Below are 21,555 nucleotides of genomic sequence, written 5' to 3' on the forward strand. Positions count from 1 at the left end.
TATAGTTGAGCATTCTCGAAAAATAAATCAGTATAGAAAGGAAGGGAAAGACATTTGAAAATGAACAAAAACTAGCTAGGCTTGTTATAAATTTAAAAGGTAGTCATGCGTATTGTTCATTATTTAGCTTTAGTATACTGTTTGTTGCTTGCTAGTATAGAGTCGGTTATATATTTTTCTTCCTTGCCAAAGAATGATTTGGAAAGATTTGCCAAGGATGTACAAGGAGTTTTGGATCCAAATCCCATTTCTCATCTCCCACTAATATTAGGTGCCTGCGCTGCCCTTCTGTTTTTGGCTTGGATCTTTGTACTGGGTAGGAAAAAGGAAGGCCTGAAAAAGGGGTTACTCGCCCTTACACTTTTGCTTTCTATTGTGGTGCTTTGGACAGAAAGTCCATTTTTCAAATAAGTAGTTTTTAATATTTTTCACCAGCTCCCATATCTTTAAAAGGTATGGGAGTTTTTTATGCTTAAAAGCATTCTTATACCAACTGAGTCTAATAATCTCACGTTTAGTTAAATAACTAAAAACACCTAATGGATTATGAAAGCACTACTACTATTTTCAAGTTTATTTTTTGGAACTTTTATCCTCGCCCAAAGTAATTGGGAGAGTAAAGCCATACTAGAAGGATACTTCCATAACCTTTATCAAAACGAAGCCTTTTTTGATGTAGATAACGATGGAGATAAAGACTGGGTTTATAAAATAGGACTCGAACAGCCGAATGGTTCTGGAATACTTGCTTTCAACTATAAATTAGTTTGTTTGCGAAATGAAGGAGAGAAGAAGTTGAGATCCCAGCAAGATATCGCTTATTTTGACTCCATTCTTAATCCCTATGAAACTTCTCCTGTTTTTCATGTCGACCTCAATAATGATGGATACCTGGATATAGTAATGGGAGTTCATTTAACACCTAATGGTACTTACCTTACAGGTAATCTTGCTTATTTTTTAAACAATCAAACCGGTGAATTTTTAGCGCCTCAAAACATTACAAATGCAGCAGGAATTGTAGATGTCGCATTTTACGATTTTGACGGAAACGGTTACCAGGATATACTCTATACAGATAGTTACGGCGAAGTTCGTTTAGTGTCTAATAATGGTTTGGTGTTTAATGTTGTGCAAAGTTGGTCTTTACCCAGTCAACCGAAATTCTGGGACATTAATAATGATGGTAGGTTAGACATCGTTTACACCGAAGAAATAGGTTCTACTACAGAGGTTCAAGTGCTGGAAAGTTCTACAGGCTTTGTTTTTAATACGGCATCTTCAATTGCTCTACTTAACGAAACTGGAATCTATCTTTCTGATTTTGCCGATGAAGATAACAATGGTGAGAAAGATCTTTATTATACCTCACCAACGGGAGTACATTGTTTGAACAGTGTGAGTGGAGTATATAATTCTCAATTGTTGATTTCAGTACCGAATGGATTTGAGTTCATAAAAGTGAAATCTTATGATCTTAACCAAGACAATCAAACGGATTTAGTCTTGTCGAGCTATTCAACTTCACAAGGATATGTCAAAGAAATATATGAACAAACCGGAGTTTCAACCTATGCTTATGTAACGAGTTTAACGCAAGCTCAAAATGTGAATTTTGTAATACTCGATTATAACAATGATGGATTGGATGATATTGTATTCTCGGAATCTTATTATGAAAATTTACCCGGAAATGGGATCAGTTTTAAATACAAACTTCGCGATGCTGGAGGGGAGAATGCAGTGATTTGTGATTTTTCAAACGATGGAGTGAACGATGTTATCAATATAAATACCCAACAACAGCGCATTAATTTATTTGAGAATATTTCGGGAGGAGGCTACATGATGTCTCATTGGGAATATCAATGTACATCTGCCAGTGACTTAAAGGTGTTTGCAGGTAATTACAACGGTGATACACTTATGGATATCTTTATCTACGGAGATCCAGCCAATGGAAATAATGATATTTATGTTTTAGAAGGACAACCCAATCAACAATATGCTCCGGGTATTTCCATCCTTTCTTCCACAGCCTATAAACAATTGGTAGATTATAACGGTGATGGAGTAATGGATGTGATCGCCTTTGATCCCAATAATTATAATTTAAACCTCCACCTAAATGATGGTTTGGGCAATTTAAACTTAAACACAAGCTTGGGAGTCTTGGCCGATTTTATTCAAGAAGATTTTCAAATTGTAGATTTGAATGGTGATCAGATTTTAGATGTTGTGGGTAGACATCAGAATTACTATGATATCATGTACTGTATGGGAGGTGCAAACAATCAATTTTCTAGTGCTACCATTTTAAACACAGGGGTGCAAACCTCAGGACTTAGAGTTTTTGATTATAATTTGGATGGTCACAAGGATATGGTCTATTGGGGTAATCCGAGTGCGATGAATAACTACGCTTTCATTCATGCCATTACAACATCAGGACAAGCACTTCAATTTAACCTAAACCCTGTAGTAGTGGATGCTTGGACCAATAGTACCGTAATTCAAGATTTAGATTACGATTATTACACCAATGACAATTTAAAAGATTTCATAGCGCACACCACTACCATTGTAGGTGATATTAACGAAATCATTTGCTATGAACAAAACGCAAATGGTTTTAATAGCAGTGTGGTATTGTTAGATTTTATGAATATCAATGATGAAGACTATTTTGATGTTCACGGTTTACAATATGGTGATTTAGATGGAGATGGTGATGCAGATTTAATTTGGCGTCATTTAGCTTATGGTATAGGTTTAATGAGTACCCAAAACGATGCTCCTGGACCACTAGTCGGTATAGAGAACTTTAACCATGCAATGGCTGGTGATGGGCAACTCCATGTGGCACCAAATCCTTTTGATGTAGCAACGCAAATAAGCCTTGTAGGCTATGGAGATGAAAAAATGGAAATGAAATTGTTTGATGCTTCTGGAAGGATGATAAAAACCTATTCATTTAATGCCTCCGAAGAATTAACCCTTGCAAATGAAGGATGGAGTAAGGGCGTTTACTTTATTCAAGTACAAAAAGAACAATCGAAACAAGTGATTGCACGACAGCGCATAGTTTTGCAATAGAAAAGAGCGAGAGGGGTGAAGTGTTATTTCATCCCTTTCGTATTTTTAGTCTGTTACTTTTTCTCACAAATGTATTCAATGCGTAAAAGACCTATGTATTTCCAGTTGCTCACAAGTTTTCTCGTGCTTCAAAGTCTGTTTTCCTGTACGGTGGAAACTGTAAATCACAATACTTTTTCTGAAATTAAAAGTTCACCAGGTAAAAAGGCAAAATCCTTGAAAGATACCACAAGTTTTACCCTGGCAGGAAGGTTTAATACACCCCTCCATGCGATAAGAACAGAAGTAGATAGTAGTTCTTTTGGAACTTATCTCAGAAACCTTCCACTTAAAAAAGAAGGTGCTCAGGTAAAGTATTACGACGGAGATTTCAAATACAATGCATCGGTTTATTGCGCTGTTGTTGATTTGCCTATAGGTCAAAAAGACCTTCATCAATGTGCGGATGCCGTTATGCGTTTTCGAGCAGAATATTTATGGGAACAAAAACGTTACGATGAAATCCATTTCAATTTTACCAACGGGTTTAGAGTAGATTATACCCAATGGATGAAAGGAAAGCGCATACGTGTTTCGGGAAATAAGGTAGAGTGGGTACAAAGGGCGCAGGCTTCAAATACCTATCATGATTTTTGGGAGTACATGGAGTGCATTTTTACTTACGCAGGTACCTTGTCTTTGTCTCGTGAATTAAACCCCATTCCTTTAAATGAAATGCAAATTGGTGATGTCATTATCAAAGGAGGTTCTCCCGGTCATGCAGTTCTGGTGGTAGATATGGCCCAAGACACCCTCACCCAAAAACATTACTTCATGCTGGCCCAAAGTTACATGCCGGCGCAAGAGACGCAAATCCTTGTGAATCCTAACATACCCGGAGCCAATCCCTGGTATTGTTTAGAAGATATAGAAGATAAAATTTACACCCCAGAATGGACTTTTGCACGTGAAAGTTTGATGAGGTTTTAAGGGGGTTAATTGGAGTGATTTTTGTTGTTAAGCTACTTAAAAATTACATGCGTTATTTCTTTCCTCTATTGATATTGTTGTTTTCTTGTACCCAAGGTGAGGGAAAAAATGAAATCAATTGGGAAAAAGAACTTTACGGTTTTGGAAACTTAAAAATTGAAAAGGAGAATTTCGTTCATTTATTTTTTCATTTTGGAAAAGAGTCGAAAGATTTTTCTCTAAAGGGGGATACTTTATTGTTTTCATCTTCTCAGTTGAGAGCTTATCTGAATTATTACAGTAGCATTACAGAAGGTAAAGACTCCTTGATCCGAAGACCTATTCTTTGGACCTTATCTGCTCCAATTTATAAGTATAAACTAAAAAAGATGGATAGTGTAATCCACCTCACAAATTTAATTCAAGACAGCGATGGGCCTTCAGAGATCTCCTTACAGATGTTTGTCCCCGTTGTTCCTAAATACCTTGACTTACTGCATTTAGAAAATCAGAAGAAAAAAGATGATGTTTTTCATTGGGATGTTGCAAAGGGAGTGTATCTCTATCACCAGAAAACTTATTGGAATGGAGAGGATTTTGAATCCTTTAAAAAGTTGCAGATAGAAAAGAAGACTTTGAACCACAGGGAAGAGAAAGTTCTATTCAGTTTTTTGAATTTGTACAAAGCTCATTTTAATCATCCCTTTAAGGAAATTGAAACAAGTTGTGGTTCTAGTGATTATGAAAGCGTATTAACAGTAGTGTACAAAGATTCACTTTATGAATACGGAAGGCATGCATTTCCAATTCCAATTTCTTTATTAATGAATGGACTTACCATTGATTTTAAGCCAAATACACCGACCCAAGAACCTGTATTGGATACAAATGACTTTCTCATAACAGATAACTATAAACACTTGCCCTATGCAAGAAAACGTTCTGAGAGCGAAAAGAGTAATATAGCTTTAGAGCTGGAGTTAAAAGCCTTGGACAATTTAAAATCCAATTCTAAATGAAAAATTATACTTGGTTAATTAGTGTTTTAGTGATGCTTTTTTTTGTTTCTTGTTCTGCTCCAGAAGTAGAGAATTATAGAGATTGGGAAGAAGAATTAATAGGCTATGGTCAAATTGGTTTTTCTCCAGAAAGTATGACCAAAACCTTCTACTATTTCGGTAACCGTGCCATGGATGATACGAAATACAGAAAAATTAAAGACTCGTCCTCTTTTAATTTTAATGGAGATACTGTCACAATTGCAAACCTTAGGCTTGTTCAAATGATACCTGAAGAATGGTGGAGGAATATGAAAAAAGATAACAACTTCAACCAAGATTTTTTAGAAGTGAAGGATAGCTCATCCTTTGTGATATCACAACAAAAGGATTTCTTGTGTTTAGAAAAATTGTCGGGCGCACTTCAAATTCCACCAAAACTCTTTTTAAAAATGGCTTCGAAAGCTACTCCAACAAATTTTACTTATTTAGATTATGAAGAATACAACAAATCCTACGTTCATTTTCAATATGGTTTAAAGTCGGATAGTAAAATATTGATAGCTACAGATAAGTACGATTTAAATTCGGATTCTACATACTTTCAGTATAATTCAAACTTAAATCACCGAGATTCTTTGGTCGTAAACAGCTTCTTAAATGTGTTGATAGAGAGAAGGTACCAAGATAAACTAAGTACTACAGCTTGTTCTTTTCCTTGGGTATTGGATATAAGGATGGTGTACAATGATTCCTTGTTTTATTTTGATGAAAACACGATTCCATTTGATGTACAAAGTTTAGTTGAGTATTTTATTTATCAGATAAACCTTGACAAGGATAAAAAGATGAGTGCTTTAGATGCATACCCTTCATTAGACACAATTTTTCCATTAGACAATTATCCTGTAGCAATATCTTTACCTGAAGTTCCATTAACTGAAATAGCACGATGAGAAGTATATCTTTTATTTTCCTATTGATAGTTGTTTCATGTACTCCAAAAGTTCATGAAAAAGAAATAAACTGGCACGAAGAACTCTTGGGTTTCGGTCAAATGTGGAGTGATAAGGATACAGCTCATCAAGATTTTTACTATTTCGGGAATTTAATAATGGATAGTACAAAAATTAAAACCTATAATTTTGAGTTTTCACAACTAAGGTATGATACACTTTTTATACCCAATAATCTACTTTACAATCATTTTAAGTTCATAGATTCACTTTATTTCAAATGGAAAAATGGAGACCAAAATCTAGACTCAAGTGCTTATATCATAACAAAAGATAGTACTGGGGTTATTCATTTGAAAAAAGCTTACGGAACACATTTTACCCCCCGTAAACTTCATGTAAAAATGTATGACAGAAAACTGAATTCAGATGTAGGTTATTGGAAATATCGTGGAGGTTATTATGGTGCTGTAAATATTTTTTTTGACACGCTGGGTCAAACAAATATCTACCTCATGTACAATAAAAATAGAAAAGAGGAAAGGTCATTTTATAAAGAGGTAAAAGAATTGAATCATCAAGATTCTGTCATCATCAATTCGTTTATAGGTGGCACTATAAAAAACAGAAATTGCTCAGATTTTCCAGGGATTAGGTGCGGTATTGGATACCGTTTGGATATATTGTACATGGATTCTATTTATAGGTATGATTTACTAAGTGAATTGAGAAATACATCCATTTTAGAGTCCTATTTCATTCATAAAGTAGACAAAACTAAAGACACTGTAAAAATCGATTATGACTTTGAGCAATACCATGAAAATAGGATGTTCTGGCGTAAACCCGTTGCAAGAGATGTGCAACGTCTAACACCACCAGATATGATGAATTGATAAGTTATTTCTTCCCCTTCTTGGCTGCTACTTCTTCATTCTCTATCATCCTTGCCCGCGTCAAACGTTGAACCAACGCAAGGGGAACCTCAGTACCATGTGGAAATTGTAAGGTTCCTTTTCCGCCTTTGTACTGTTGCATTTCTTCATCCTTTTCCCCAAAAACACTGGAGAATCCATAGAAACCAATGTGTTTTTTAAAGGCGCTGTAATACACCAATATTCTTCCTTTGTATCTGAAACCGGGCATTTTGTAGCCGTAGTGTTCTTCGATTTCGTCCGATAATTCTAGGATGGAGTGGTGGAGCTTTAAGAGTTGTTCTTGCACGTCTTGAGGCTGCGCTTCTATATGGTCTTTTATTTCTTGTAGCATGACTTAAATATAAAGTAAACCCAACAAAAAACGACGAAACTCTACTGAATTTCGTCGTTAAAAATGTGCCGTTTTTATAAATCTTTACTCGTCGTCTAAAACTGCTCTCAGCTTTTGTCTTAATTGACGGTTATAAGTCTCTAATAAGTACTTAAAGTAATTTTTCGTACTCTTAGCTATTAATTTCGTATACTGCTTTAAACGGTGCTCTATGTGCTCTTGTAAGCTTTCCATAATGTCAAGAGCATCGTAGAAGTCCGTAGCCTTGTCTTTAATGGCATCAAAGTGATTATCTACAGATAAATCTACCGCCATTTTTCCTGGTCTACCTTCATCCACCAAATCTTCGTAGACTTCCTTCATCCTAAACTTGTTGATGATGTCCATATCCACTCTGTGTTGAATACGCTTTGGTAATTCAAAAGCAGCTTCGAATTGTAAATCATCTTGTTCAGATAAACGTGACTCTAAGAAACGATCTGGGAATTGGAAAGCATCTTGCCAGTTGATGTAATCTTGCCATAAACCAAAACGTCTTACGTTGTTTCCTAAGTCTATCAACAAGAATTCATCCTTATGCGGCAATTTACGTGATCCACGACCAATCATTTGGTGATATAAAGTCAATGAACGCGTTGCTCTGTTCAAAATAATGGTTTCTACCGTTGGCTCATCGAAACCTGTGGTTAAGATACCTACAGACGTTAAAATAGCATCTGGGGTTTCTTTAAACCATGAAAGGGTATCTTTTCTATCCTTGTCCGAGAAAGTACTATCCAAGTGCTTAATCTTGAATCCTCTTTTCTCAAAGGTCTCTCTTACACGTATAGAGGTTTCTATTCCCGAGTTAAAAATCAAGGTCTTCTTTCCTAAAGCAACTTCTTCGTAAGCAAACAAAAGTTTCTCTTGCATGAAGTAGTTACCGTACACTAATTCAGAACTCGAAACGGTGAAGTCACCATTCGTACCTATTTTCAAGCCGTGTAAGTTCACGTCGTAAGTATAAGTTTCTGCGTTCGCCAAGTATCCGTTTTCTATCAAAGAAGCAATACTTTCTCCCACCAATAACTTATCGTAGTTATCGTTCAATGGCAAGGCCTTGTTGGATGAAAGGGGAGTAGCGGTAACTCCTAATATGTTCGCCTCTTGGTAATAAGCAAAAATCTTTCTAAAACTGTTGTAGTGCGCCTCATCCACAATTACTAAACCTACATCTTGGATAAAGTTCGCATCGTCTTGTAAACGGTTGTTTAGGGTCTCAACCATGGCAATAAAACACTGATACTCGTCTTGGTCTTCCAAGGTTTTCACATCACTGTTAATGATTTTGTTGTTTACTGCTATGGCGTTAAGTTGACGAGAGGTCTGTACAGAAAGCTCAATACGGTGCGTTAAAATCAGCACTTTTTTGTTAAATAGCTCTATGTAGCGTCTCGCAATTTCTGAGAAAATAACTGTTTTACCTCCTCCTGTTGGAAGCTGATAAAGCAAGTTGAAATTATTTCCATTCGCTTCTAGTTCGTTAACGATCTGGTTAACAGTGTTCTCTTGGAACGGATATAACTTTTTTGCCTTTACTTTTACTTCTTCTTCTATCATCTCCACGCTTCAAAAATTGGGCTACAAAACTACAGCCTTTTTCCTGAAGAAAAAAGTTATCGGACGCTTTTATCGTAAAGGATTGTTAAAGTGACTGATTTTAAGCCCATTTGTAGTATAAATAACTTCTATACCCATATTTGTTTTTTCTAAGCATTCCAATTGTAGAGCCTTTTATCTTTGTACACCGAAAGCTAAAAGTATTATTTTAGCGCAGCGAAAAATTAGAATATAAAAAAGACATATAAAATGAGCGAAGTTCAAAGAATTTCTTGTTTGATCATAGGTTCTGGTCCTGCAGGATATACAGCAGCGATTTACGCAGCACGTGCGAATATGAAACCAGTTATGTACCAAGGTATGCAGCCAGGTGGACAGTTAACTACTACAAACGAAGTAGAAAACTTCCCAGGTTACCCACAAGGTATTACTGGTCCACAAATGATGGAAGAATTAAAAGCACAGGCAGAGCGTTTTGAAACGGACGTAAGATGGGGATTCATTGAAAGAGTTGATTTTTCTGGTGAGATTCACAAAGCTTGGGCAGATGATGGAACAGAAATTCATGCAGATACTGTGATTATTTCTACAGGAGCTTCAGCGAAGTACTTAGGATTGGATTCTGAGCAAAAATACTTGAAATTAGGTGGTGGAGTTTCTGCTTGTGCAGTTTGTGATGGTTTCTTCTACAGAGGTCAGGAAACTGTAATCGTAGGTGCTGGAGACAGTGCTTGTGAAGAGGCACACTACTTATCTAAAATCTGTACGAAAGTTACGATGTTGGTAAGACGTGATGAGTTTAGAGCTTCTAAAATCATGGCAGAGCGTGTGAAAAACACAGAGAACATTGAGATCTTGTTCAATACAGAAACGGATGAAGTTTTAGGAGATGGACAAGTGGTAACGGGTGTACGTGTGTACAACAACAAAACGCAAGAGAAAAAAGAAATTCCAGCTACTGGTTTCTTCGTAGCGATTGGACACAAACCAAACACAGATATCTTTAAAGATTACATCAACTTAGACGAAACAGGGTACATCAAATACGAGCAACCAGGAACGTCTAAAACAAATGTACCAGGAGTTTTTGTTGCAGGAGATGCTGCAGATAAAAACTACAGACAAGCAATTACAGCGGCAGGTACAGGTTGTATGGCAGCTTTAGATGCAGAGCGTTACTTAGCGGCGAAAGGTCACTAAGCCTTACATAAACAATTTAAAAAGCCCTTCTCAGAATAGAGGAGGGCTTTTTTTGTTCATAATGTTTATGGAGACGAACAAGATGAACATCTGACTCAACAAATGCTACGGATAAAGTTTCTCTATCAGAAATTTGATGAAAAAAAGATAAATTGAATGACAATTAAAACGGTTACTTTTTACCGTAGGTATTAACCCTAAATCAGATCCTATGAAGAATTCAATTTTTACTTTAATCCTCAGTACTTTGTTGAGTGTTTATCTCGGGGCGCAACAAAATTACTTGCCTTTTACAGGTTTTACACCGAATCAAATCAGAATTACACTTACCCCTCAATTGGGAGCTTGTATGAATATAGTGAATTACGGAGCGGCTGGATTTGAATTTCCAGTGGGTAGTAATAACCATGTTTCTTTTGCGAATTCCTTTTGGTTTGGAGGAAAGTATAACAATGATAGTTTGGAAATTAGTGCCAGTAAATGGAGTTATTATGATTATAGATTTGGCAATGGTCCTTTAACGGTTGATCCAACATTAAATACAGGAACTACAGAAGATTTTGGTGATGCTTCCATAGATAGTTTAGAGATGCTAGAATGGGAACAGGTTTTTATAGTTACCAAACAAGATATTGAAATATTTAAGCAGTGGTTTATATGTGAACAAGACCCAAATTGTAATGCGAATGTCTATTATCCAAATTATCAGATTCCAAGTTCTATTATGGATTGGCCTGCACATGGAGATATTACGCAAGATCAAACTTTTTACTTAGCACCTTTTTACGACTATGATAACGATGGGAATTATAACCCTAATGCAGGAGATTTTCCCTGTATCAAAGGAGATTACTTTGCATGGATGATATTGAATGACCAACCATTGTCGGGCGAAAATGCCGGAGGAATGGGTGTCGAAATACATATTTCTGTTTATGGATTTGACAAGGAAGATGGAAATGTACTTGATCAAACCATTTTTGTAGAATATGATGTAATTAACCGTTCTACCGATACATTAACTGATTTTCGTTTTTTGGAATACCAAGATTTTGATTTAGGTTACCCCATGGATGATTACATAGGGACTTTGCCTTCAGAAAATGCCATATTTGTTTACAATGGAGATGATTTCGATGACGGAGCTACTGGGTATGGAAATTATCCCCCAACCTTTACGATGAAGTTGTTAAATAAAACTGCAATACATGGGAGTTATTTTATCAATAGCTCAGGTTCTTTAGGAGACCCAAATACAGATGTTGAGTATAATAATTACTTACATGGATTGTGGAAAAATGGAGATAGTCTTTACTATGGAGGAACAGGTTTTCCAGGTACTACAGGAGCCACAAATATGACCACGAATTGGGTTTATCCTCATCTAAGTACAACTCCTTTTAATTGGACAGAAACAAATACAAATGGTCAAGGTAATTCAAATGATTCTGATGATAGAAGAGGACATCTCGTTGCTGGAGGAGAATTGTTTTTACCGGGAACAAAATTGGAGTATGATTATGCTTTTGTGGTTTCTACTTCAAACCAAAATGGGGCACTAGCGAGTTTAAACCAAATGTATGTTGACTTACCTTTGGTTCAAGAATTTTATAATGATTCTATTTCTGTATGTGGTCCAGGACTCAGTGGGAATTTAGGTACAGACTTCACGCAAGGGAATGAAATAAGTGTTTTCCCAAACCCAGCAAGTGATTTCGTAATTCTAAGAAGCAATTTAAGCGTAAATTTCAACTACACCTTGTTCGATGCAAGCGGAAGAGTAGCTTTGTCCGGTAATGGAAATCAGCAAACAAAAATCACCCTAAGTGACTTAACTCCAGGTTTATATTATTTAGAAATTGAAGGAAGTGAAAATCCTCCTTTTAAAATAGTAAAGCAATAACTATTTAAATTTTTTTTAAAAGCCCTTCTCAGTATAGAGGAGGGCTTTTTTTGTTCATTCTATTCAAATCATCCTAAATCATTCCTCAATCTTAATTCTGAATTCTTCATTCTTAATTAGCATTAGATGTGTATAAAGTGTTGATTTTCTGACTTTTTTCTGATAAAACACCCTCGGTTCTATCATTCGTAATTAGCTACCAATCACTCAATTAATTCTACGTTTTAACATAACTTTTAGGTGTGAATATTCTTTGCTTTTAACTTAATGAAAGAACTATAAAACACACCACAATGAATAAACTATTACTCTTAGTAAGCTTGTTTTTGACAAGTAGCATTTCGGCACAAATGAACAGTTTTGTTCAATTAGATGAGAATGCCATTCAATGTATCGTAAACAGCAATGGCGAATTATTTACCGATCTTTTTAATGTAGAATCAGGGTTCAACGTCGAGAACTCACAAAATCTACATACGATTTTCTCTAATCGTATCGTATTTGCCGGATTAGGACCTAATGGGGATTTGGTGATGACCAAACCAAATGGAAGTAATAATCTGGCCAATGGTCCATTAAGCGTTTTGCAAGGGATGGAGTTTGGACCAGCAACCATAACACCTTCGCAAAGTAATGCATGGAGTCAGATTTTTGTGATCACACGTTCGGAAATTTCAGAATTTTACCAGTATAATGCTTGTTTGAATGACCCGAATTGTGATGAACAAACAAACTTCCCAGGGTATCAAATTCCACCTTCTATCTTAAACTGGCCTGCACATGGTGATACAACTTTAAATGAACCCTACAACCTAGCCGCTTTTAACGATGTAAATGATGACAATGTATACAACCCACTAGACGGAGATTACCCTTGCATTAAGGGAAAAGTGTACGCTTGGTTTATAATGAATAATTATTTGGTAGATCCTTCCGTAAATACTGCGCCAGGAGGGATAGAAATACAAGTTGAAGTGTATCAATTTGAGGAGGGCCCAAATAACCCGCCTTTGTTGAATACCGTATTTGTAGGTTATAAGGTGATCAACAGAAGCACAACACCTTTGGCCGATTTCTATTTTTCCAACTACACAGATTTTGATTTAGGAAACCCTCTGGATGATTACATAGGGACTTTGCCCGATCACAATGGCTACTTTGTTTACAACGGTGATGATTTTGACGAAACAAGTTCATTCAGTACGGGGTTTCAAAACCATCTTCCAGCCCAAGGTGTATTTTGTTTAAATCATGAGTTAAGTGGTGCTGGTTTTGCTGATATTGATGTTTTAACCCCAATAGAGTACTACAACATTATGCGCGGTTACCACACCGATGGAAGTGTGAAATATTTTCCAGGAACTCAAATTGCAACTGCCTTTACTTTTCCTTACACAAGCAATACTCCCTACCAGTGGTCAGAAAGTAACAGTGATGGAAATGGAATGGTGAATACGCCGGGTGATAGAAGAATGCAGGGTGCAGTTGGACCTTTTATGCTAGATGTTGGTGAGCAATTAAGTTATGATTTTGCATTTGTGTATGCTAAAGATCATTTAGCGGGACAAGGAAATTTGGGAAGTATTGATGAATTGATCGAAGACATTGAAGATGTTCAATATTATTATGACAATCAAATCACTAATTGTTCTGGAGGTTGGTTGGCCACTGAGGAAATTGATGAGTTTATTTGTAAAGTATTTCCAAACCCTGCTACAGACTTGGTTTACATAGAGATCTCAAATCGAGCGTCAGATGTATTTTTCTTAAGAGATGTACAGGGAAGAATCGTACGAACAGGAGATATAAATATTGCCACTACCATTGATGTTCGTGACTTAACTTCGGGTGTTTATTATTTGAACTTGCAGGGACATCCAATGCAAACCTATAAAATTGTGAAACAGTAATTTGAACGGAACACAAAAAAGCCCACTTACCATAGGAGAGTGGGCTTTGTATTTTTTTGTTTGAATTATTTTGCTGGCTTTACCTGAACAGTAATTCGCTCAGATTCATCTTTACCACCGTGGAAACGAATCAATTCTACCATGTTTTTTTCATCCTCAACTTCCATTAATTCTTCATCGAAACTGAAGTAGTTGTCGTCATCTACCTTTAAAGATTTTTTAACGACTTCTCCTGTAGTGGTATTGATACACGTAAACTCATACCCTTCTAATTCAGACTCCATAACCAAAGTACTTCCGGTTTGGATTTCTTTGATATCTAATTTCGGGATGGCAAGAATGATGTACTCATCTGTACTTTGGTCCATAATTTTGTTGGCCAATACATGTAAGAAATACAGTTTAAAACTCAATTCATCTTCGTGATGGTGCACAGCTGTTGAAATCGTTTTAATGTCATCATTCTCTACATTGCTGTGGATTTGTAAGATTTTTTTACTGGTTGTTTGAATAGCCACCAATCTGTCTTCGTCATCATCGTCTTCTAAATATTCTCCTTCTTCAATAGATAGTATCGTATTGTAGTTGAATTCACCCGTTTTGGCAACGTCAATGATGTCTATATCTGTATAGAACCTACTGTCTTCATCATCTGTTTGAAGACGTTTGAAATCCAAAGCTTTGTGAGAAGCAATTGCAACTTCCATTTTGAAGTTGTAAACGCTAATTTCTTGCGAGAGTTCTTTTGTTGTTGGGTTTTCATTAATAGCTGCTACAATAATTGCATCATCAATAATTTTGTAAAAACGCTTTAAAAGTTTTTTAGAACTTTCGTGTTCAAACAATTGAATCTTGAACTCTTTTTCCTTCTTCATGTCATAGACATAAAGTGTATTCATGTCATTTAAACTGTAGGTGTTTGAGCTCGAGTAATCAGGCAAATAAGTGTAGGTTCTTACACCGTAAATCAGGTAACGTCCACTTTCACTCAATTGAATATTCATGTAAACTGAGCGCAAGTTGTAAGGAAAATCATCCCCGTTTTTGTGTGCTTTAAGGATGTCTTTGTATATGCTTCTATTTTCGTCTAAAGTACTTTCGTCTTTGGCGTTTTCAAGCATTTCGTCTATGTAATCTACTTTATCCGCTACATCAATTTCAGATTCATATAAGATGTCGAACTCTTTGTCCATCACCGTTATTAAATCTTTTTCTTTAAAGCTTCTTGCGTAACATCTTGCTACGTAGTTGCGTGTTTTACCAGACTCAGTGGTTAAATCTATATCCCACTTTTCAGGATCAAGTTTGAAGCGTTTCACTGATTTTTGTGAGGTAATAATCTGACTTTCTAAATCAATTCTTACAGCGTATAAATTGAAACCTTCTTTTTCTTTGATGGAAATCAAGAGTTTTGCTTCACCGTCTTCGATGTAATATTTGTAGTCAGTTCTTTCCTTGATTTTTTCAAGGGTCTTTAACTTTTTCTTTTGTACAACACTGCCTTCATGAGAATATTCGAGAAGAATTTTGTTCTTGTCTAACTCAAGGTCTACGTAATTGTCTTCGAAATTGTAATAGTACAAAGACGAGGTTCTCACATCTTCGTTTTTAACCCTTAAACTAAATGTTGGATTATCGGGATAAACAGTGGGTGGAGGAGGTGGTGTTTCTTGCGACCAACCTGTGTTCATGGTCAATACAGAAGCAAGACCTAGGAGTAGGAAGTTTTTCATAGTAATTTAATTTTTGCTCAAAATAATCATTTTGGAGAAATATTAAAGAACAACAGAAGGTCCTTTTCTTTACTCTAGCGATTATTTGGTTTATAATGTGTTTTTTTGAAGGATGAAAGGACAGGAAATAAATAAAACTATACTTTTACCCCGACCAATTTAATAAGTATGAATCATTTTGATGTTGCTGTGATTGGGAGTGGTCCGGCAGGAGCTTCTACAGCATTTCATTTAGCCCAAAAAGGAATTTCAACGGTAATAATAGAAAAGGAAACTTTACCACGTTATAAAACCTGTGGTGGAGGTTTTGTGTTTAGAGGACGCAAAAATCTATCGTTTGACATAAGTGAGGTAGTGGAGGCTGAATTTAGAGCCGTAGATATTTTTCTAGGTGAAAAATTACATTTTAGAACGGAAAGAGAAGACCCAACCATTTCTATGATAATGCGTGATTCTTTCGATAATTTGATCACTGAGAAAGCGAAAGAGTTTGGTGCGCAATTGTTAGAAAATCATAAGCTAACAGGCCTAAGGTTTGAGAACGATAAAATTTGTTTAGAAACATCGCAGGGAGAATACACCGCTAATTTTGTGATTGCTGCAGATGGGGCTTTGAGTCCGACAGCCAAGTTAGCCGGTTGGAAAGAAGATACACGTAAGTTAATTCCAGCTTTGGAGTACGAGGTAGAGGTTTCTGACGAAGATTTTGAGCGTTTATCGAAAGAAGTTCGTTTTGATATAGATGCCATTCCTTATGGTTATGCTTGGAGTTTTCCAAAGAAAAATCACTTGTCATTGGGTGTAGCTTCTGCACGAAGAACAAAAATTAACCTCAAGAAGTACTACCAAGATTACTTAGAAACTTTGGGGATTAAAGAAGTGGTAAGTGAGTCGCAACACGGTTTCCAAATTCCTGTTTCTCCTAGAACGGATGGTTTTGTAAAGAACAACGTATTTTTAATTGGAGATGCAGCAGGTTTTGCAGATCCGATTACTGCGGAAGGTATCTCTAACGCTATTTACAGTGGTAAACTGGCAGCAGAAGCTATTGTTGAGAGTGAAGGTGAAAAAGGATTAGCTGAGAAAATATACCAAGATAAATTAGAAAGTAAACTGCTTCCGGAGTTAAGAACAGGACTTTGGTTATCGAAGTGGTTCTACGAACAAAAAACGGTGAGGAATTTAATGTTGAAAAAGTACGGACAACGCTTCAGTGAAGCCATGGCAGATGTATTCCACGGAGAAAGAAGTTATCCTACAGATATTAAAAAAGCGATTAAAGAAAAGGTGAAAGAGCTAGTCTTTTAGCATTAAATCTCTGATTAGAACTTTTTAAAAATAGAGCAGCATTTACTTTTTGTAATTGCTGCTTTTTTTGTTGAAACGGTTTTATAGTATCCTATTCTAGGTGTAAATGAAATTAATGTCCAATTTTACGTCTAGTCTTATTTCTTTTGAATGAAATAGATCATTTCTACGTTAGGATGTGTCAAGATAATTTCTCCTTGGTCGTTTTTAGAAAGTTCTGCTCCGCTGTAAATACCTGAATGTTTGGGATAGAAGAATTTGGTGCTAGAATAGTCTCCAGTACGAGCATCTATACAAAAAACATCATAACCGAAGTATTCCGCTTTCGGTTGATTTTCATTGTTGTATTTCACCCTAATTCTTGGAATGGCTACATAGATATAATTACCATCCGTAAGGTGTAAGTAGTTGTTCGTAAGGGAAGAATGAAGGACCAAGTCATTTTTAAAATCCAATGTATTAGTTGATCTACCTGACCCGCTATTGGTTCCATAGTACAATTCGTCTTTTAATACGGGTAGGGGAATTCTATTGGTAACCGTGTTTGTGCCTTTATAATTTTCAAGGGTAATACTGATATATCTCTCATGCATACGCACATTTTGGTTGGTAGAATAACTGTATTTAACACCCAATTCTGTCTGAGTTGAGTCGTATTTAGAGGGAATGTATTCTGCCAGAATAGAGGTAGAAATAAACTGGAATTCACTTACCCTATTAACGTCTAAAAATACGTGTTCGTCAATAGTGAAGATAGAATTGTCTGTTTTTCTTTTGGTTGTATCTCTTCTTAGGGTAAGATCTATTTCTGAATCAATATAAAAGGCGTGATGAGTTGTTGTTTTATCTTCATATGATTTAAATTGAATCACGTCTTCAAATAACTCTACATCCAATACCAATGCTTCTTTATTCAGGTGAGCAAATTTCTTCAAGGAAATTGATTTTTTAGTTTCTGTATCTAAAAGGGTTTTGTCCAAAAAATTCACTGCATTGATAAAGTTAGGAGTCGGTACATAATAATGGGGGGATTGGCTTAGACTGTAGCCTAAATCTAAAGTTATATATTTTCCATTGTAATTGTAAGGGTAAAGTATAAAAGTTGAAAAATCAGAAGGGTAGGTTTTTCCTTCTTCCATTTCAGCTTCTATGATTTGGAGTTTTTTTAACTTTTCTTTTTTCGATTCTAGTATGCTTGCTCCATGATTAAGAACCTGATAGTAGTCGGGTGGATTTTTTATGTTTTCCTCGGTATCATCAATATCTTTTTGCAAAATTCTTTTAATCTCATCGTAAAAATTGATTTGAAGATCGTGTTGAATATTGAACTTTTCATCGAGTACCATAATTTGTTCTTCTTCTCCTGCCATGTTCGGAGAGGCATGAATGAAAATGTGGTTTTCTTTTATACTAAAGGTTTCAATGGTGTAATTGCTATGTTTGGTGTGCAAACGTTTAATAATTCTCTCGTCCACTATTGTTTGTGTACTTAAATCCACACGGATGTGCTTATAGATGTATTCACTTTTAACGTAGGTTATACTTAAAATGTTGAGGTGATCTCCCGCCTGGGTGTATTTTAAATACTTGCCGTTTGCCAATGTTTGGGCGGCTTTTAACGTGAATTTTTCATTTTTATCATTAACGTCCTTGAACGCCACACTTAATTTGGCCCCCTTTGTTTTAAGATTGAGATTTCTGTAAGGAGTAGGTAGGACTTTACCTTCTTTTTTAATGATTTCAATTTCGAAAGGAGCGGTTTGCGCAATTGAAAGTGTACCAAAGATTAGTACAGAAAGCATTAGAAGTAGTTTTAGTTTCATGTGATTTGATTAAAGTTTTTGACCAAAATAATATTTCTATGGTTAAAATTTGTAATCAGAGAATTCTGGCACCGATAGTAGCGGCATGGGGGGCAGACTTTTTACTTGATTATTGTCCACTTTGCTTAGCGACCAAAGAAGCTAAAAAAGGGGAGCAAGAATTGGAAAAAGGCAAGCGCTATAGAGTGGAAAGCGGTGAATGTCCAGCCCAAAAAAAGTCCTTAACAAATTAGAAAGTAGCTTCAGCGGGAAGACTTTTCAGAAATTTAAAGTTGAAATTTTGACTTTAATAAAGATTAAGATTACTTTTATCGCGCAAATTAAAAGAAGACATGAATTTACACGAATATCAAGGAAAATCCATTTTAAAAAGCTTCGGTGTAGCAATACAAGAAGGAGTTGTTGTAGATAAAGTAGAAGATGCTGTAGCGAAAGCGAAAGAATTAACGGCTTCAACAGGAACTGAGTGGTACGTTGTAAAAGCTCAAATCCACGCAGGTGGTAGAGGTAAAGGTACTGTAGAAGAAACAGGTTCTAGAGGAGTTGTTTTAGCGAAAGGTATCGACAAAGTAGAAGAGACTGTTAAAGGAATTTTAGGGGGTCACTTAACTACATTACAAACTAACGGTGTTGGTAAGCGTGTAAACAAGGTATTGATTGCTGAGGATGTATACTACCCAGGTGAATCAGAGCCATCTGAGTTCTACATGTCTGTATTAATGGACAGAGATAAAGGTAGAAACATCATTATGTACTCTACAGAAGGTGGTATGGATATCGAAACTGTTGCAGAAGAGACTCCACACTTAATCTTTAAAGAAGAAGTAGATCCACGTGTTGGATTACAAGGTTTCCAAGCTAGAAAAATTGCTTTCAACTTAGGATTAAGCGGAAAAGCATTTAAAGAAATGACAAAATTCGTTGCTGCATTATACGCTGCTTACGAAGGATGTGATGCTTCTATGTTTGAGATTAACCCAGTATTGAAAACATCTGATGATAAAATTATTGCGGTTGATTCTAAAGTAACTTTAGATGATAACGCTTTATTCCGTCACAAAGACTACGCTGAAATGCGTGATAAAACAGAAGAAGATCCAACAGAGGTTGAGGCTGGAGAAGCTGGATTGAACTTCGTAAAATTAGACGGTAACGTTGGTTGTATGGTAAACGGAGCAGGATTGGCAATGGCTACTATGGATATCATTAAGATGTCTGGTGGTAACCCAGCTAACTTCTTAGACGTTGGTGGTACGGCTGATGCTGAGCGTGTTGAGAAAGCATTCCAAATCATCTTGAAAGATGAGAACGTGAAGGCAATCTTAATCAACATCTTCGGTGGTATCGTAAGATGTGATAGAGTTGCTCAAGGTGTTGTTGATGCATACAAGAATATGGGTAACATTCCAGTTCCTATCATCGTTCGTTTACAAGGAACAAATGCTGTTGAAGCGAAGAAATTAATCGACGATTCAGGATTAAACGTACACTCTGCAGTTCAATTACAAGAAGCTGCTGACTTAGTAAAAGAGATCTTGGCTTAGTCCGATAGATATATTAAAAAAAAGGGGATTCCAAATTTTGGAATCCCCTTTTTTTTGAGTTAAGAATTATGAATTAAGAGTTAAGATTTTTTTTTGTGTCGGCCTTCGAGACGGCTCAAATTTGAAGGATTTGAATGATTTGAGGAATTTGAGAGATTCAAACATTCAAGAATTTAAAGATTTAAGGAGTACGAGGTTATCGAGCGGAGCGCCGTGGTGCGTTGTGCTAAGCGATGTCGAAGTAAGCGGAGCCGAACTATTGAGATACCGGTATACGTATCATAGATTATAATCTTGCTCAATACTCTTGCTCTATGCTGACTTTCTAACCGTCTTTTAATTCATCATAAATTCTTACCTTAAGGATGTAATACGATCACCATGTTAAAACCTATTCAATTTCGAGCAAGCATTATTTCTTTGGCCTTTGTTGTATTGTTTTTATCCTGTAACAATGAGATTATACAGGAATCAAAGGGAAATAGAAACAATAAAGAAGCTTTAATAGATAGGAAGGACCAAAAGGTGAATAACTTAGCTATTTATGTAGAAGGTTGGAGTTGTGTTTATCGAATTGAGTTAACAGAAGAAGGCAATGGGAAATTTATTAGAGGTTATTCCAGTACTGAAGATTTGGGAAATGATGAATTTTCAGAAGTTTATGATACCTATTCTTTTAAAATTGGAAATATAAATGTTCTCGATTCTATCCATTCTGTACTTAAGAATCTAAGTGTAGATGTTAAGGTGAAAGATAATTCAAAAATGAATGATGAGAAAAGAATGTTGTTAAAGTACAATGAGGAGCTACGAATTGACGCGTATAATATTGGTGGTGCGGATGAAATTCACAAACTACTAGAGCTTATCCATCCTTACTTAAAAGAGGACTTTGTTGATCTTTGTAGATAAGAAAAATTACTCTTTTTTTATAAAAGCTCTCTGACCTCTGCAGTTAATACCACATTTTATCCTCTTGTTCCACGCTCACACTCACAACTGATTTTTTTTGGGGAAAAAGAGCCGTCTCGAAGGCCGACACCTTAGATTTAAATGATTTGAAGGATTTGAAGGATTTGAGGAATTTGAGAGATTCAAACATTCAAGAATTCAAAGATTTAAGGAGTAGGAGGTTCTCGAGCGGAGTGCCGTGGTGCGTTGTGCTGAGCGATGTCGAAGTAAGCGGAGCCGAAGTATCGAGATGCCGGTATACGTATCATAGATTATTATCTTGCTCAAAACTCTTGCTCACTACCGTCTAAAGGTCT

General features: G+C 36.0%; 17 protein-coding genes. 13 read left to right on the plus strand and 4 right to left on the minus strand.

What is annotated here, in order from left to right; genetic code table 11:
* Nucleotides 1-105: 105 nt before the first annotated feature.
* The 6 genes from BM327_RS00795 (at nt 106) to BM327_RS00820 (ending at nt 6,894) form a co-directional block, all read left to right on the plus strand.
* Nucleotides 106-411 (plus strand): hypothetical protein, encoded by a 306-nt coding sequence (locus BM327_RS00795; RefSeq protein ID WP_090245236.1) that lies wholly within the window; start codon nt 106-108, stop codon nt 409-411.
* Between the two features lie 135 nt (nt 412-546).
* The gene (locus BM327_RS00800; RefSeq protein WP_090245239.1) at nt 547-3,096 is read left to right on the plus strand and encodes a T9SS type A sorting domain-containing protein; all 2,550 of its coding nucleotides are present in this window, start codon (nt 547-549) and stop codon (nt 3,094-3,096) included.
* 78 nt (nt 3,097-3,174) lie between these two features.
* Nucleotides 3,175-4,065 carry a DUF4846 domain-containing protein gene (locus tag BM327_RS00805; protein WP_211664697.1) on the plus strand — a complete coding sequence of 297 codons (891 nt, stop codon included), beginning with the start codon at nt 3,175-3,177 and terminating at the stop codon, nt 4,063-4,065.
* A 47-nt stretch (nt 4,066-4,112) separates the two neighbouring features.
* Nucleotides 4,113-5,063, plus strand: a complete 951-nt coding sequence (locus BM327_RS00810; RefSeq protein WP_090245242.1) for a hypothetical protein — start codon at nt 4,113-4,115, stop codon at nt 5,061-5,063.
* Nucleotides 5,060-5,998 carry a hypothetical protein gene (locus BM327_RS00815; RefSeq protein WP_090245244.1) on the plus strand — a complete coding sequence of 313 codons (939 nt, stop codon included), beginning with the start codon at nt 5,060-5,062 and terminating at the stop codon, nt 5,996-5,998. The genes BM327_RS00810 and BM327_RS00815 overlap by 4 nt, the downstream gene beginning before the upstream one ends.
* Nucleotides 5,995-6,894: a hypothetical protein gene (locus tag BM327_RS00820; RefSeq protein WP_090245247.1), complete on the plus strand. Its 900-nt coding sequence runs from the start codon at nt 5,995-5,997 to the stop codon at nt 6,892-6,894. Before BM327_RS00815 ends, BM327_RS00820 begins: the two co-directional genes overlap by 4 nt.
* Before the next feature lie 4 nt (nt 6,895-6,898).
* Here the strand turns inward: BM327_RS00820 and BM327_RS00825 are convergent, their stop codons facing one another.
* Nucleotides 6,899-7,267, minus strand: a complete 369-nt coding sequence (locus tag BM327_RS00825; protein WP_090245249.1) for an iron chaperone — start codon at nt 7,265-7,267, stop codon at nt 6,899-6,901.
* 84 nt (nt 7,268-7,351) lie between these two features.
* On the minus strand, nt 7,352-8,866 hold the full coding sequence (locus BM327_RS00830; protein WP_090245252.1) for a DEAD/DEAH box helicase: 1,515 nt from the start codon (nt 8,864-8,866) through the stop codon (nt 7,352-7,354).
* Nucleotides 8,867-9,115: 249 nt separating this feature from the next.
* Between BM327_RS00830 and trxB the strand changes: the two genes are divergently transcribed.
* The 3 genes from trxB (at nt 9,116) to BM327_RS00845 (ending at nt 13,879) form a co-directional block, all read left to right on the plus strand.
* The gene (gene trxB / locus BM327_RS00835; RefSeq protein WP_090245255.1) at nt 9,116-10,066 is read left to right on the plus strand and encodes a thioredoxin-disulfide reductase; all 951 of its coding nucleotides are present in this window, start codon (nt 9,116-9,118) and stop codon (nt 10,064-10,066) included.
* Between the two features lie 211 nt (nt 10,067-10,277).
* Nucleotides 10,278-11,969: a T9SS type A sorting domain-containing protein gene (locus BM327_RS00840; protein WP_090245258.1), complete on the plus strand. Its 1,692-nt coding sequence runs from the start codon at nt 10,278-10,280 to the stop codon at nt 11,967-11,969.
* A gap of 293 nt (nt 11,970-12,262) precedes the next feature.
* On the plus strand, nt 12,263-13,879 hold the full coding sequence (locus tag BM327_RS00845) for a T9SS type A sorting domain-containing protein (protein WP_090245261.1): 1,617 nt from the start codon (nt 12,263-12,265) through the stop codon (nt 13,877-13,879).
* A 65-nt stretch (nt 13,880-13,944) separates the two neighbouring features.
* Here BM327_RS00845 and BM327_RS00850 read toward each other — a convergent pair whose 3' ends face one another.
* Entirely contained in the window at nt 13,945-15,612 is a 1,668-nt protein-coding gene (locus BM327_RS00850; RefSeq protein ID WP_090245264.1) for a hypothetical protein, read from the minus strand.
* A 168-nt stretch (nt 15,613-15,780) separates the two neighbouring features.
* On the opposite strand from BM327_RS00850, the gene BM327_RS00855 reads away from it, so the two are divergent.
* A complete protein-coding gene (locus BM327_RS00855; RefSeq protein ID WP_090245266.1) occupies nt 15,781-16,920 on the plus strand; it encodes a geranylgeranyl reductase family protein in 1,140 nt (379 codons plus the stop codon).
* Nucleotides 16,921-17,057: 137 nt separating this feature from the next.
* Here BM327_RS00855 and BM327_RS00860 read toward each other — a convergent pair whose 3' ends face one another.
* A complete protein-coding gene (locus BM327_RS00860) occupies nt 17,058-18,743 on the minus strand; it encodes a hypothetical protein (RefSeq protein WP_139230192.1) in 1,686 nt (561 codons plus the stop codon).
* 5 nt (nt 18,744-18,748) lie between these two features.
* On the opposite strand from BM327_RS00860, the gene BM327_RS00865 reads away from it, so the two are divergent.
* The 3 genes from BM327_RS00865 (at nt 18,749) to BM327_RS00875 (ending at nt 21,199) form a co-directional block, all read left to right on the plus strand.
* Nucleotides 18,749-18,976, plus strand: coding sequence for a hypothetical protein (locus BM327_RS00865; protein WP_139230193.1), 228 nt, complete (start codon nt 18,749-18,751; stop codon nt 18,974-18,976).
* Nucleotides 18,977-19,075: 99 nt separating this feature from the next.
* Nucleotides 19,076-20,287: an ADP-forming succinate--CoA ligase subunit beta gene (gene sucC, locus BM327_RS00870; protein WP_090245274.1), complete on the plus strand. Its 1,212-nt coding sequence runs from the start codon at nt 19,076-19,078 to the stop codon at nt 20,285-20,287.
* 381 nt (nt 20,288-20,668) lie between these two features.
* Nucleotides 20,669-21,199 carry a hypothetical protein gene (locus tag BM327_RS00875; protein WP_090245276.1) on the plus strand — a complete coding sequence of 177 codons (531 nt, stop codon included), beginning with the start codon at nt 20,669-20,671 and terminating at the stop codon, nt 21,197-21,199.
* The last annotated feature ends 356 nt before the right edge of the window (nt 21,200-21,555 follow it).

The sequence above is a fragment of the Lishizhenia tianjinensis genome (assembly GCF_900116425.1).
Lineage (GTDB): Bacteria > Bacteroidota > Bacteroidia > Flavobacteriales_D > Crocinitomicaceae > Lishizhenia > Lishizhenia tianjinensis.